Origin of the sequence: Patiriisocius hiemis (assembly GCF_031846325.1) — a bacterium.
Classification (GTDB): Bacteria; Bacteroidota; Bacteroidia; order Flavobacteriales; family Flavobacteriaceae; genus Patiriisocius_A; species Patiriisocius_A hiemis.
In genome coordinates, this window is sequence record NZ_JAVRHZ010000001.1 from 246,071 (window position 1) to 260,585 (window position 14,515).

General features: G+C 33.7%; 13 protein-coding genes. 7 read left to right on the forward strand and 6 right to left on the reverse strand.

Going from position 1 to position 14,515, the window contains the following annotated elements:
- The first annotated feature begins 43 nt into the window (after positions 1–43).
- Together recG and RM538_RS01150 are read left to right on the forward strand one after the other, a co-directional pair.
- Positions 44–2,149 (forward strand): ATP-dependent DNA helicase RecG, encoded by a 2,106-nt coding sequence (gene recG, locus RM538_RS01145; protein ID WP_311331552.1) that lies wholly within the window; start codon positions 44–46, stop codon positions 2,147–2,149.
- Positions 2,150–2,155: 6 nt separating this feature from the next.
- Positions 2,156–2,746: a hypothetical protein gene (locus RM538_RS01150; protein WP_311331553.1), complete on the forward strand. Its 591-nt coding sequence runs from the start codon at positions 2,156–2,158 to the stop codon at positions 2,744–2,746.
- A gap of 1 nt (position 2,747) precedes the next feature.
- Here the strand turns inward: RM538_RS01150 and RM538_RS01155 are convergent, their stop codons facing one another.
- Positions 2,748–3,632 (reverse strand): alpha/beta hydrolase fold domain-containing protein, encoded by an 885-nt coding sequence (locus RM538_RS01155; RefSeq protein WP_311331554.1) that lies wholly within the window; start codon positions 3,630–3,632, stop codon positions 2,748–2,750.
- A gap of 152 nt (positions 3,633–3,784) precedes the next feature.
- Here RM538_RS01155 and RM538_RS01160 point away from each other — a divergent pair, with 152 nt between their 5' ends.
- Positions 3,785–4,402, forward strand: a complete 618-nt coding sequence (locus tag RM538_RS01160) for an L-threonylcarbamoyladenylate synthase (protein WP_311331555.1) — start codon at positions 3,785–3,787, stop codon at positions 4,400–4,402.
- Here RM538_RS01160 and RM538_RS01165 read toward each other — a convergent pair.
- The 4 genes from RM538_RS01165 to RM538_RS01180 form a co-directional block, all read right to left on the reverse strand.
- Complete coding sequence (locus RM538_RS01165; RefSeq protein WP_311331556.1) at positions 4,399–4,863, reverse strand: nuclear transport factor 2 family protein; 465 nt, start codon at positions 4,861–4,863, stop codon at positions 4,399–4,401. The genes RM538_RS01160 and RM538_RS01165 overlap by 4 nt on opposite strands.
- A 65-nt stretch (positions 4,864–4,928) precedes the next feature.
- Entirely contained in the window at positions 4,929–5,792 is an 864-nt protein-coding gene (locus RM538_RS01170; protein ID WP_311331557.1) for an OmpA/MotB family protein, read from the reverse strand.
- 91 nt (positions 5,793–5,883) lie between these two features.
- Positions 5,884–6,879 carry a glycosyltransferase family 2 protein gene (locus RM538_RS01175; protein ID WP_311331558.1) on the reverse strand — a complete coding sequence of 332 codons (996 nt, stop codon included), beginning with the start codon at positions 6,877–6,879 and terminating at the stop codon, positions 5,884–5,886.
- A gap of 18 nt (positions 6,880–6,897) precedes the next feature.
- The gene (locus RM538_RS01180; RefSeq protein WP_311331559.1) at positions 6,898–7,347 is read right to left on the reverse strand and encodes a type I restriction enzyme HsdR N-terminal domain-containing protein; all 450 of its coding nucleotides are present in this window, start codon (positions 7,345–7,347) and stop codon (positions 6,898–6,900) included.
- Between the two features lie 50 nt (positions 7,348–7,397).
- On the opposite strand from RM538_RS01180, the gene holA reads away from it, so the two are divergent.
- Positions 7,398–8,396 (forward strand): DNA polymerase III subunit delta, encoded by a 999-nt coding sequence (gene holA, locus RM538_RS01185; RefSeq protein ID WP_311331560.1) that lies wholly within the window; start codon positions 7,398–7,400, stop codon positions 8,394–8,396.
- On the opposite strand, the gene RM538_RS01190 is transcribed toward holA, so the two are convergent.
- Positions 8,397–8,768: a DoxX family protein gene (locus RM538_RS01190; RefSeq protein ID WP_311331561.1), complete on the reverse strand. Its 372-nt coding sequence runs from the start codon at positions 8,766–8,768 to the stop codon at positions 8,397–8,399. It lies immediately after the preceding gene.
- Positions 8,769–8,966: 198 nt separating this feature from the next.
- Here RM538_RS01190 and RM538_RS01195 point away from each other — a divergent pair, with 198 nt between their 5' ends.
- From RM538_RS01195 to RM538_RS01205, 3 genes are all read left to right on the forward strand, one after another.
- Positions 8,967–12,758 (forward strand): choice-of-anchor I family protein, encoded by a 3,792-nt coding sequence (locus tag RM538_RS01195; RefSeq protein WP_311331562.1) that lies wholly within the window; start codon positions 8,967–8,969, stop codon positions 12,756–12,758.
- Positions 12,759–12,860: 102 nt separating this feature from the next.
- Positions 12,861–13,766 carry a 1,4-dihydroxy-2-naphthoate octaprenyltransferase gene (gene menA, locus RM538_RS01200; RefSeq protein WP_311331563.1) on the forward strand — a complete coding sequence of 302 codons (906 nt, stop codon included), beginning with the start codon at positions 12,861–12,863 and terminating at the stop codon, positions 13,764–13,766.
- Positions 13,767–13,816: 50 nt separating this feature from the next.
- Positions 13,817–14,494 (forward strand): metal-dependent hydrolase, encoded by a 678-nt coding sequence (locus RM538_RS01205; RefSeq protein ID WP_311331564.1) that lies wholly within the window; start codon positions 13,817–13,819, stop codon positions 14,492–14,494.
- The last annotated feature ends 21 nt before the right edge of the window (positions 14,495–14,515 follow it).

Sequence of the window (14,515 nt, forward strand, 5' to 3'; positions counted from 1 at the left end):
AGACAAGCATCAATTGTTTTGCCAAAATACCTAAATTCGTGTTATGAATGAAAATTTTTTGCAAACTCCAATCGATTATCTTAAAGGTGTAGGTCCTAATCGAGCCGATTTGCTTAAAAAGGAGCTTGGAATCTTCACTTTTCAAGATTTGTTACACCTCTTTCCTAATAGGTATTTAGACCGTACTAAGTATTACAAAATTGCACAATTACAGCAAACCAATGCAGAGGTGCAAATAGTTGGTACCATAACACACATAAAGACAGTAGAGCAAAAGCGAGGAAAACGACTAGTGGCTACATTTAGAGATGATACAGGCACGATGGAGTTAGTATGGTTTAGAGGACACAAATGGATTAAAGAAAATTTAAAGTTGAATACTCCATACGTTGTATTTGGAAAAACTAACTATTACAATGGGGTCTATTCTATGCCGCATCCGGAAATGGAATTACTTGCTAAACATGAAAAAGGAGTTCGGTCTGCGATGCAACCTATTTATCCCTCTACTGAAAAGCTAAATAATAGCGGAATTACAAATAGAGTTATAATAAAACTACAGCAACAATTGTTTACTGAAGCGCATACTTCTTTTTCTGAAACACTTTCACAACCACTATTGGAAACATTAAAATTGCTTCCCAAAAAAGAAGCTTTAATAAATATTCATTTCCCCCAAAATCAGGAAAAATTGGCAAGGTCTCAATATCGATTAAAGTTTGAGGAGTTATTTTATATTCAGTTGCAGTTAATACGAAAAAATGTACTGCATAAAACTAAAATTAAAGGGTATCCATTTACAAAAGTAGGGGAGTACTTCACAACTTTTTATGAGCAGTATTTACCTTTTAAATTAACCAATGCGCAAAAACGAGTTATAAAAGAAATCAGAAACGATTTGGGTAGTAATGCTCAGATGAATAGGCTATTGCAAGGTGATGTTGGTTCAGGGAAGACAATAGTGGCGTTTATGTCAATATTAATAGCACTTGACAATGGTTTTCAAGCTTGTTTAATGGCTCCTACTGAAATTTTGTCAGTACAGCACTATAACAACTTACTTGAATTATGTAATAAACTGAAAATCAGTATAAAATTATTAACTGGTTCAACTAAAACTTTAGATAGAAAAAATATCCACGCTTCTTTAGAAAATGGAGAATTACAAGTGCTCGTTGGCACGCATGCATTGCTTGAGGATAAGGTAAAATTTAATAATTTAGGACTTGCAGTAATTGATGAACAACATAGATTTGGTGTTGCACAAAGAAGTAAGCTTTGGCATAAAAATACACACCCTCCTCATATATTAATAATGTCGGCTACTCCAATACCAAGAACGTTGGCTATGAGTGTTTATGGAGATCTAGATATAAGTGTAATTGATGAATTACCCCCAGGAAGAAAAGACATTAAAACTGTCCATCGATTTGACTCCAATAGACTAAAAGTTTTTAGGTTTTTAAAAGATGAAATTTCTAAAGGAAGACAGGTGTATATTGTGTATCCATTAATAAACGAAAGTGAAGCATTAGACTATAAAGATTTAATGGATGGGTATGAAAGTATTGAGCGCGAATTTCCAAAACCAAACTATCAAATCTCTATTGTTCATGGACAAATGAAAGCCGCAGATAAAGAATTTGAGATGGATCGCTTTGTAAGAGGGGAAACGCAGATAATGGTTGCTACTACTGTTATAGAAGTTGGCGTTAACGTCCCTAACGCTAGTGTGATGGTTATTGAGAGTGCAGAACGCTTTGGTTTATCACAATTACACCAATTACGGGGTAGAGTAGGGCGAGGAGCTTCGCAGAGTTACTGTATCTTAATGACTAGTCATAAATTATCTCAAGATGCTAAAACTCGTTTACAGACTATGACTCGTACTAGTGATGGTTTTGAAATCGCGGAAGTTGATTTAAAATTGCGAGGACCAGGTGACATTATGGGAACACAACAAAGCGGCGTTTTAAACCTTCAAATTGCAGATATAGTAAAGGATACTGAAATCCTTAAAATAGCAAGAAGTTATGCTATGCAGGTACTTAAAAGTGATCCTAACCTAATACAGCCTGAAAATTTACCAATTAAGAAAGCATATAATCAACTAACAAAGTTTAAGAATATTTGGAATTACATATCGTAGTCACTTATGAAAGTTAAAAAAACATATTTAAAAGGAGGAGCTATTTTTTTTGTTTCATTGATTGTTATTTTGGTAACAACTTTAACGGTTTATTTTACTGGAATTCATTCTCACCGAAGTATTACATCTAACTTTTATATTTCTCTAAGTATAATATCCTTCTTTATTTTTTTATTTCTTTTTTATGGATTATACAAAGGAGTTGGATTGTTGGATAGCTTTCCAAAGTTTAAGACTTTTAAGCGAGGAAATATAATTCCAGAGGTTCCACTTATTGAAGGTTTTGGAGAAACTGGTCTTGATATGGCTTCTGGAGGTGGTTTAAAAGGAATTATTATCTCAATCTTACTATGGATTGCAATTACTATTCTTATGTTAGTAGGTTTACTTCTACTTGAAATTGTGTTATGGTTTTCTTTTTTTATTTTATTAGCAATGCTTTATTGGATTTTCTTTAGAGCTTTACGACTTGTTTTTAGTAAATCCCATAATACTATTGGTAAGCTGGATACCTCTTTATTTTTTGCATTTGGATATACTACGATGTATGTAGGTTGGATGTTTTTTATTGTGTTTCTAGCAGATTATCTAAGATGATTTATTCAGCTATAGGAAGGTGTGTATTTATAAAACCACTTAATTTTAGTTGTAAGTCAGCTATACTTGCTTGACTCCAATCGTCTCCATGTCCGCCTTCATAAACAGTAAAACTATTAGTGATTTGTTGATCTGTAAGATTGTCTTTTAGGGTTTGTCCATTAGTTAATGGAACTAGAGGGTCCTGGTCTCCATAAAACATTATTGTAGGACTACTAGAAGCATTTACTTGTAATGCAGGGCTTACTTCTGCCGCGTAGTCTGTTACACCAGGATATGCGTCTTCATCAACAAAAAAACCAAGAGCTACTTGAAAGTTAGGGTCATTCGCGTAAAAAGGATCTGTAAAATCACTTGGGCCAACTATATCTGCTACAAATTTTACTTGATTATCTGTATCATAAACATAGTCATATTGTAAAGAAAGATGCGCTCCTGCACTAGTCCCTATAAAGCCAAATTCTGGGAGAATTTGCAAGTCTTCAGCTTCGGCAGTTAGTTTGTTTAGGACAGAATCAATATCTAAAAACTGATTAGGAAAAGCTGGGATAGATGTAGTTGCTAATACATAATTCATATTTACAATAGCATGATTAGGATGATTTTGCTGAATAAGACTTATAAAATTGCTCATATCTGCCTTATCTCCTTCAATCCATCCACCACCATGTACTAATACTATTACCTTAGTTTTTGAAGCTGTCCTGCCCTCTGGAAGGTAAATATCGTAAGCCTGTTGGGGGTTACTTCCGTAGGAAACATCCATTCTAACCTCTGCTTGTAATGGAGAGGGTTCTTCTTCTGGGGTTTCATTGTCATTAGAAGAGCAAGATGAAAGTGCCAACCCTACTACTATAAAACTGAATATATAAAGTAATCTTTTCATAAATCTTAAAGATATAAGCTATAACGACAAAAAAGCTATTTTATGGTGCTTAGTTATTATCATTGTTATTAACTTTTTAATAGACGAAAAACATACATGAAGTTACAATTTCCAATATTTTTTTTGTAAATTTAAGTAAGTGTATATAGAGTATGGCAGAGTATATTAAACTTTACGAAGAAAACCCGAATCCTAAAGATGTTAAGCGAGCAATAGATATTGTTAGGGGTGGTGGACTTATTATTTACCCTAGTGATACTGTATATGCCTTAGGTTGTGATATTACAAATAACAGAGCCTTAGAGAAGGTTGCCAATATTAAAAATGTAAAACTCGCTAAGGCAAACTTTTCTTTTGTTTGTGAAGATTTAAGTAACCTTTCAGATTACGTAAAACAAATAGACAGCACAACATTTAAAATATTAAAGCGTGCATTGCCTGGTCCTTATACATTTATTCTTCCTGGAAATAATAACCTACCTACGGTATTTAAAAAGAAGAAAGAAGTTGGTATACGTGTTCCAGATAACAACATTACGCGTGCTTTAGTAAAGGAATTAGGAAACCCTATTATATCAACTTCAATTAAGGATGAAGATGAGGTGATTGAGTATACTACAGATCCAGAGTTAATTTATGAGAAGTGGATGAACATTGTAGATGTGGTTATAGATGGTGGATATGGAGATAATGTACCTTCAACTGTTATAGATTTAACTGGAAGTGAACCTGTATTAATACGAGAAGGCAAGGGGAGTCTTGAGATTTAAACCTGCTTACTTTCAAAGGTAGATAAGCTTTTTAATACATGTTTTCTTAACTTATTTTTGAAATAGGGTGTCCATCCAAGCAAAACCCCTGTTGTTCCAAATGCTTGCTTTGACCACCTGTATACGTCAAAACTATCTATATGTTGCACTATTTTACCATCTTTAAGAGTAAATGAAGCATCAATTTTATTGTGAACTTTTCTATTTTGTTTTCCAAAATTGTAAAAGGCTTCCCAATGTGCAGTTCCAGATTCCCAATCTTCAGTAATATTTGAAGCTACTATTTTAAAATCACTTGACTTTGGTGCGTCTAACAACATACGCCACATGTTTTTAGCATGCTCTCCTTTTAAAACACCAAACGCAGGATCTTCAAAAATCACATCATTGCTATATAAAGCGACCATTGTTTCAGCATCTCTGTTTGCAAATGCTTCGTAAAATTTTGTAATTACTCCCATTTAGTAAAGATAAAAAAACCACGCTAGCTAGCGTGGTTCTTGTTTATTAGTTTATTGAATTAAAATTATTGACCTCCTTCAGTAGAAAGTGTCTCTAATTCTGTTTCAATCATTTCATAAAACTGATCAATCTTAGGAAGTACATATATTTTTGTTCTTCTGTTTGTTGAACGGTTTTCTGCTGTTGAGTTATCTACTAGCGGCACAAACTCACTACGACCTGCAGCTATCAATTGTGATGGATTAGCTCCTAACTCCATTAGTTTTCTTACTACAGCTGTTGCACGTTTAGCACTTAAGTCCCAGTTATCTAATAAAACACCCTTTTTGTAAGGTACATTATCTGTATGTCCTTCTACAAGTGCTTCAAAGTTAGGCTTACTGTTAATTACTGTTGCTACTTTTCCTAGTATTTCATTAGCTCTAGTCGATAGGTTGTAGCTTCCACTTCTAAATAGTACTTTATCACTTAATGAAATAAATACAACACCTTTTTCTACGTTAATTTGGATGTCTTCATCATCTAGTCCAACTTCTTTCTTTAAACTAGTTACCAATGCTAGCGTTACACTATCTTTTTTATTTAAGGCATCTTGTAAACGTGAAATTTTAAGATCTTTTTCTTTTAAACTTTCTAGAGACTTTTCAAGATTAGTGGCTCCTTGCTTAGTTAAAATTGTAAGGTCCTTAGAACTTTGAATTAAGTCTTGGTTAGTTCTTTTAAGTTCGGCAAGACGCTCTTCAAGAGATTGTACTCTCGTAAGGGCAGCAGTTTTATCTGTTAAACAACTGTTCAACTTTACTGTTGCTGTATTTAATAAATCTTGCGTATTTTTTTGCTTAGCTTCTAGATCTGCGTATTTCTTCTTAGAAACACAAGAAGTTAAAAGTAGGGCAGAACTAATCGCTAGTATCAGTATTTTTTTCATGTTTGTTATTTAATTTAAATGTTAAATTATAAGTCAAAATTATTAAATGGTAGGATTAAACAATAACGATTAACAATACTTTAAGTAAAAATTAGTAGCCGTCGTTAAAGTGTCTTCTCTTTCTTACAAAATACTGAAAAACAATAGATTTGACTCTATAGTACTCTAAATATGAAGCATTTTTCTTTCTTTTCTGAATAAATTTAGGAAGTAAACCATAAAAACTAATGTGTGCTTTTAAAATTGCAATAATATGCTTAAACTTTCCTTGCAATAAAAACTGAAAAGCTGCTAATCCGTCTAGTAATAATCTAATTAATACTCTAAACCAAACTGTTACCCCAGCAGAATTTTTTACTAAAAGTAATAAAGTGTTTCTAAAATTATAAAATGTCTTTTTGGGGTTGCTTTTAGAAAGTGTTGCTCCACCAAGATGATATACTTTAGAAGCGCCAATATATTTAATCACTCCACCTTTAGCTTGCAAACGCCAGCATAAGTCTATTTCTTCTTGATGCGCAAAGAAGTCTTCATCAAAACCCCCAATAGCTTTAAATGCTTTGTTTTTAACAAAAAGGCATGCCCCTGTGGCCCAAAAAATTGGTAAAACATCATTATACTGTCCCTTATCTTTTTCTATTGTATTAAATATGCGACCTCTACAAAAAGGATATCCATATGCGTCTAGAAACCCTCCAGCAGCGCCAGCATACTCAAAATAGTCTTTGTTTTTGTAATCTAATATTTTGGGTTGGGCGGCAACTAATGTAAGGTCATTTTTAAACGCATTAGTAATGGGTTGTAGCCAATTTTTGGTTACTTCAACATCACTATTTAGTAGCACCAAAATGTCTTCTGTAACGTTTTTTAAAGCATCATTATATCCCTTCGCATAGCCGCCATTAGTTGTATTCTGAATTATATTTACATCTTTATACTTTTCAGTTATAAAAGCTACAGAATCGTCTGTTGAGGCATTATCCGCAACATATATAGTAGCTTCTTTAGAATAGGAAACGACACTAGGCAAAAACTCCTCTAGTAGTGATTTTCCATTCCAGTTTAATATTACAATTGCTATATTCACGCTACAAATAAAGGTATTTTATATATTTTGATAGGTAGGAAGTTCTTCTAAAAAAACATAACGTTCTTTATTTTTCTCAATTCTACAGTAATAATGATGTATTCCATTAGTTACCATTAAATATGTTGCATTTAATGCCATATTGTAGCGTGCAATCTGGTCAAAAGTTGTTTGCGTAATAGCCACTTTGGGACGTTTACACTCTACTATAAGATGAATACTGCCATCATTGTTAAAAACAACGATGTCATATCGTTTTTTTGTACCATTAAGTTCTAATTGCTTTTCGACGTTGATATGTGATATTGGATATTCTTTTTCATTTATTAAAAATTTAAGCACATGTTGACGAACCCATTCTTCTGGAGTTAGTACCATAAATTTTTTTCGGATTGGGTCAAAAATCAATGGTTTGTTTTCGTTACTTTTGAAACGAAACGAATACTTTTTAAAATTGAGCGGTTGCATTATTGTAAAAGTATAAAATACATAGGGTAACCACTATAAAATTTTCATTTTTGAGTAACGCAAATACTATTATAAATACCATTAAAAGTGGAACGATACATCCCATCTATTTTTTGATGGGCGAGGAGGCGTATTTTATAGACACTATTTCTAGTTACATTGAGAATAATATACTTTCAGAAGAAGAAAAGGGTTTTAATCAAGTTGTTTTGTATGGTCGTGATGTTACCGTAGATGAGATAGTGAGTAATGCAAAACGGTATCCTATGATGGCAGAAAGGCAAGTGGTTATAGTAAAAGAGGCGCAAGATTTATCACGTACTATTGAAAATCTAGTGTCTTATGCTGAAAACCCACAGCCTACAACAGTTTTGGTTTTTTGTTATAAATATAAAAAGTTAGATGCTAGAAAAAAATTAGCAAAAACCATTAAAAATACAGGTGTTTTATTTGAAAGTAAAAAACTGTACGATAATCAAGTGCCAGACTGGATAAAAGGGGTGTTAGCAACAAAAGGCTACACCATCACTCCTAAGGCAGCACAAATGTTAGTCGAATTTTTGGGTAACGATTTAGGAAAGGTTAATAATGAAATACAAAAGCTGCAACTTATTCTACCAGATGGGAAGCAAATTACACCACAGGATATTGAAGAGAATATAGGGATAAGTAAAGATTTTAACAATTTCGAATTACAAAACGCGATTGGAGCTAGGGATATAAAAAAAGCATATGCAATTGTGCAATATTTTGCACAGAACCCAAAGAATCATCCCATAGTAATGACAGTTTCTTTGCTGTATTCTTTTTTCAGCAAATTATTGACGTATCATTCCTTAAGTAATAAGGCAAATGCCTCAAAAGCCTTAGGAGTAAATCCTTATTTTATTAAAGACTACCAACTTGCCGCTAGTAACTATCCTATGAAAAAGGTAAGTGCTATAATTACTGCTGTTAAAGAAGCAGACTTAAAAAGCAAGGGTGTTGGCGCCTCTAATATGCCACAAGGTGATATTTTAAAAGAGCTATTGGTTACTATTTTTAAGTAATTATCTCTTATCTACCGAAAACTTCCCAGGACCCAAAAGGGCTATAGCAACAAATCCTATTAGGTATATAAGTGCTAACTCTTTTTTCTGAAAAGGATCAGCTCCATGTACCACAAAAGCGGCTACTGCCATTGTAATAATTGCTGGGATGGCTGCTAATCGAGTTTTTAACCCAATTATGATTAGAATAGGACAGATTGCTTCTCCAATAACTGCTAATATTTTTGAAGCAACTTCTCCAATACCTATAGGATCTCCAAAATCAAAGTTTCCTTGTAAAACTTCCATAAGTTTTGGAATACCATGAAAAAGCATTAATCCACTTACTCCTACACGTAAAATTAAAAGCCCTAATTGATTTCTTGAAGCCATATCTAGTTGGTTTTGGTTTGCATAAAAGTAAAAAAAGATTTTGAGTTCGAAATTTTTTAACCTGAAAATTACATTCCAATAACATTTAGTGTTAACAACTTAAATTAAACTACTATTTCTTCATTGTAGCTTAATACTAAGCTAAAACTATACTTACAATAGCCTAATACATTTGTGTCAACTAATTTAAAAACACCTATGAAAAATATTTTACTTTTTTTTACACTCTTTATTACTAGCTATTTATTCTCACAAGAAGCACTAATTACTGGATATGTAGATTCTCCATGTCCAGGGGCAAATGGACGTGTGCTAGAGATATATATTAATGGTACAATTGATTTAACCAATTGGAAAGTCCAAAGACAATCTAACGGAAATGGCTTTACAACAGATATCGATTTAACAAGTTTTAGTTCAATTTCAGATGCTTTTTTATATGTTACAAATGACGAAACCATATTAGCTTCAGAATTTGGTATATCCTCAAATGTTCTTATGAATGGTAATATCAATTCTAATGGAAATGATGCTTTTCAAATTGTAAATGCTGCAAATACAGTTATTGATAGATTTGGAGAAGATAATGTTGATGGAGCAGGTACTGCATGGGAGCATACAGATTCATTTTACTTACGAAACGATATGGAAACTGCAAATGGCGGTAGTTTTAACGCTGCAAATTGGACATTTGGAGCTATTGACTCATTAGATGGAGAGGGATTATGTAATGGCTCAACAACATTAAGCACACAAGTTACTTTAGGGAGTTTTATACCTTCTGGTCTTTCATTTACACTAGAGATTACCGAGATTTTTTCTGGTCAAGCTGGTGATGATTTAACTGCAGATTGGTTTGAAATTACAAATAACGGAAGTGCTGCATGGGTTTCTGGGAGTGACGGTGATTTATATTATGATGATGAATCGACTTCAAGTACCGATGCAGATATAATAAATGGTATTACAGATATACAACCTGGAGAAACAATAATTGTTCTTATAACAGATGATGTAAATGAAGTTACTACGTTTACAGGCGTTTGGAGTCCTGTTATTGATTTATCAGGAATTGAAATAGGAACTACAGATGGTGCAGGACTTGGTGGTGGTGGTGATGCTGTTACTCTTTGGGTTGGTGACCCAACAGCAACTACTCCAGTAGATAGTGCTACCTATCCGGACACAGCGGCAAATGATGGACAGTCTTATGATTCAGACTTAGGAGCATTTAGTGTAGTTGGTAATGCAAATGGAGCAGTAGAAACTATTGCACTTGGAGGAGATGCTGCGAATGTACCAAATATTGGTTCTCCTGGTAATGGACCAGCTATTACTTCAATGTTTAACTTATTAATTACTGAAATTTTTTCTGGTCAAGCTGGCGATGATTTAACTGCAGATTGGTTTGAAATTACAAATACGGGAGTAGATGCTTGGATTTCTGGAGTTGACGGTGATTTATATTATGATGACGAATCGGCTTCAAGTACCGATGCAGATATAATAAATGGTATTACAGATATACAACCTGGAGAAACAATAATTGTTCTTATAACAGATGATGTAAATGAAGTTACTACGTTTACAGGCGTTTGGAATCCTGTTATTGATTTATCAGGAATTAAAATAGGAACTACAGACGGCGCTGGACTTGGTGGTGGTGGAGATACTGTTACCCTATGGGTAGGTGACCCTACAGCAACTACTCCAGTAGATAGTGCTACTTACCCTGATACGGCTGCTAATGATGGTCAGTCTTATGATTCAGATTTGGGAGCATTTAGTGTAGTTGGTAATGCAAATGGAGCAGTAGAAACAATAGCACAAGGAGGCTCTAGCGGAAATGTGCCAAATATAGGTTCTCCAGGAAGTGCTATTAATATGCCTGTTACTGTTACTGTAGAATTTGATACTGCTTTTACTTCTGTTTCTGAAAGCGGTGCAGGAATCGAAATATTTATTTCTCCCTCTCAAGCTCCAACTACTCAAGGAAGTATAGATGTATCCCTTATAACCGCTGGAACTGCAGTTGAAGGAACCGACTTTATTTTTGCCTCAACTCAAACAATAACTTTCCCTGCGGGAAGCACAGATTCACAATCAGTACTAATTCCAATACTTAATAATACAGAAGATAATGCAGATGTATTTTTTGTACTTCAATTAGAGAATGAATCTGATGTTCAGATTGGAGCACAGGATGTTTTTTCAGTCTATATTTTAGATGATGATACAGTTATCCCTGCTGGAGACTCCTCTGTTTTAGATATGAACTTTTTAGCTAGTTACTTGGTAGATGCATCTGGTACTGCCGAAATTACAGCTTATGACCCAATAACTCAGCGTTTGTTTGTAACAAACTCAGAAAGTATAGAAGTATTAGATTTTTCAGACCCAGAAAATATTTCATCTTTAGCAAGTGTTGCATTACCTGCAGGAACTTCTGGAGTGCAAAGTGTGGCAGTTAACAATGGTATTGTTGCCGCTGCTGTTTCAGCAGAAACTAAAACGGATAATGGTTTTGTGCTTTTTGCAGATACAGATGGTAATAATCAAGTTGGAGTAGAGGTAGGGGCGTTACCAGATATGTTAACATTTACACCAGATGGTTCTAAAGTTATTGTTGCAAACGAAGGTGAACCTAATAGTGATTATACAATAGATCCAGAAGGGTCTGTGTCAATAATTGATGTTTCTGGAGGTTTAGGTGCTATTTCTCAAGCAAATGTCACTACACTCAATTTTAATGCTTTTAATCCTGCTCAAGCAGCTCTTGAAGCCGCTGGAGTAAGAATATTTGGGCCGGGAGCAACTGTATCTCAAGATCTGGAACCAGAATATATAACAGTTTCTAATGATAATTTGTTTGCTTACGTAGTACTACAGGAAAACAATGCATATGCTGTGGTAGACTTAACACTAAACACTATAACACAGATACTTCCATTTGGATTAAAAGACCATAGTCTTCCAGAAAACTCACTAGATGTAAGTAATGATACTGATTTTATTTTTGATTCAACATGGCCAGTCTATGGGATGTACATGCCAGATGCCATTTCGTTTTATGAAATAGGAGGTGTTGGGTATATTGTTACTGCAAACGAAGGAGATGCAAGAGAGTATGATACTTTTGAAGAGGAACGCAACATTGGTGATTCAGATTATATTTTAGATGCTTCGGTATTTAATAATGTTGATATTTTAGCTTTGTCAGCAAACCTTGGTGAAATAAATGTTACAAATGCTTCTGGGGATATTGATAATGATGGAGAGTTTGAGGAGATACATGTATTTGGTGGACGTTCATTCAGTATTTTTGAAGCAAATACAGGTACTCTTGTATATGATAGCGGAAATGATTTTGAAACAATTACTGCAAACCATCCTATTTACGGAGCAATATTTAATGCAAGTAATAGCAATAATTCTTTTAAAGATAGAAGTGACAACAAGGGCCCTGAGCCTGAAGGTGTCATTGTAAAAGAAATTGATGGTAATCACTATGCGTTTATTTTATTAGAAAGAATTGGTGGTGTAATGGTGTACGACGTTTCAGATCCAATGGCACCAGTTTTCGTACAATATTTAAATAGTAGAGGAGCCGTTGCTGGAGACCCTGTAAGTGGAGACCTTGGACCAGAAGGAGTTGTATTTGTAGATGCAGTAGATAGTCCTACTGGGTCTGCTTTATTAATAGTTTCTAACGAGGTAAGTGCAACTTTAAGTATTTTTTCTTTAGATAACGTGGTTTTAGGAATAGACGAAGTTGAGTTTACAAATACCACCAATTTTGTTATCTATCCAAACCCAGCAAACGAAAGAATATACCTTAGTAAACCAGGCAACTATAGTATTTATGACATAACTGGTAGAATAGTGAAAAATATAAGTGAGGCATCTTCAATAGTAATCTCAGATTTGAGTACTGGAACGTATATTGTAAGCAATACTGAAGGTGTTTCACAAAAGCTCATAATTAAGTAAATTTTAGTTTCATATTTAAATTGAGTTAAGTTAACCTGCGTCATTTTTTAATGGCGTAGGTTTTTATTTTTAAACGTATTTTTGTTCTTTATTTTTTAATTTATGAAAAAAATACGTGCTTGGTTTTCTGCAGCGAGATTACGTACACTTCCTCTTTCTATATCTGGAATTTTAACAGCTGGTGGAGCAGCAATACTTGTTGAGCAATTTGATATAACAATCCTAATACTTGCAATTTTGACAACATTAGGTTTTCAAGTACTTTCTAATTTTGCAAACGACTATGGTGATGGTGTAAAAGGAACTGATAACAAAAATAGAGTAGGTCCTGCTCGTGCACTACAAAGCGGTTTGTTAACTGCAAAAGAACTTAAATATGGAATGATAGCAACTAGCTTTATTACCTTATTTCTAGCTAGTCTACTTATTTTTATTGCGTTCGGAAACAAAAACTTTATTCTATCACTTGTTTTTTTTAACCTAGGAATTGCAGCTATTGTAGCTGCCATTACTTATACCGTAGGTAAAAAAGCGTATGGTTATAGAGCTTTGGGAGACGTATTTGTTTTTTTGTTTTTTGGACTAGTAGGCGTGATGGGTTGTTATTTTTTGTTTACCCAAACATTAACAAGCTTTATCGTCTTACCAGCTATTACAATAGGCCTCTTAAGTGCTGCGGTGCTTAACTTAAACAATATGCGTGATAGAGTAGAGGATCAAAAAGTAAATAAAAATACATTGGCAGTTGTACTAGGAGCTAAGGTGTCAAAATTGTATCACACTCTTCTTATTTTTATAGCTTTTTTGACAGCGGTATGTTATTTTTTTTTAGAAGCAGAAGCGGCTATCCATTTTCTTCCTTTGTTGGCATTTATTCCTCTAGGACTTAATATTTATGTAGTTTTTAAAACAGAAACACCAGCCTTATTAGATCCAGAATTAAAAAAAGTAGCGTTAAGTACGTTCATTTTTTCTCTTTTATTCATCTTAACACAATTTTATTTTTAATTGCGGTTGGGTTGTTTTAAATTATGTCTTCATTATAAAAATAATTCAATATGAAAATTACTTTTTACGGTCAAAATAGTTTAGCTATAGAAACCAATGAGAAAAATATTATTGTAGATCCTTTTATTTCAGGAAATCCACTATCAAAAGATAAAGTAGATATTAATACCCTAAAAGCAGATTATATACTACTTACGCATGCACATGAGGATCATATTCTAGATGCTGAGGCTATTGCAAAAAATACAGGAGCAACTATAGTAAGCAATTATGAAATTGCTATGCATTATCAAGAAAAAGGATTTACTGTACACCCGCTAAATCATGGAGGGAGTTGGAAATTTGATTTTGGAAAAGTAAAGTATGTTAATGCTATTCACACTAGCGCTTTCCCAGACGGAAGTTATGGAGGACAACCAGGAGGCTTTGTTATAGAAGCAGATAAAAACATCTACATTGCAGGAGATACAGCTTTAACGATGGATATGAAACTTATCCCGATGCACACAAAATTAGACCTTGCTATTTTACCTATTGGAGATAATTTTACAATGGGGATTGACGATGCTGTGATAGCAAGTGATTTTGTTAAATGCGATAAAGTCCTTGGGGTTCATTATGATACCTTTGGATATATAGAAATTGACCATGCGCAGGCTAAAAATGCTTTTGAAAAAGCTAATAAAGAGTTGATTTTATTAGATATAAAGCAAAATATTGAAATTTAGTATTTGATTGTAAGATTACTA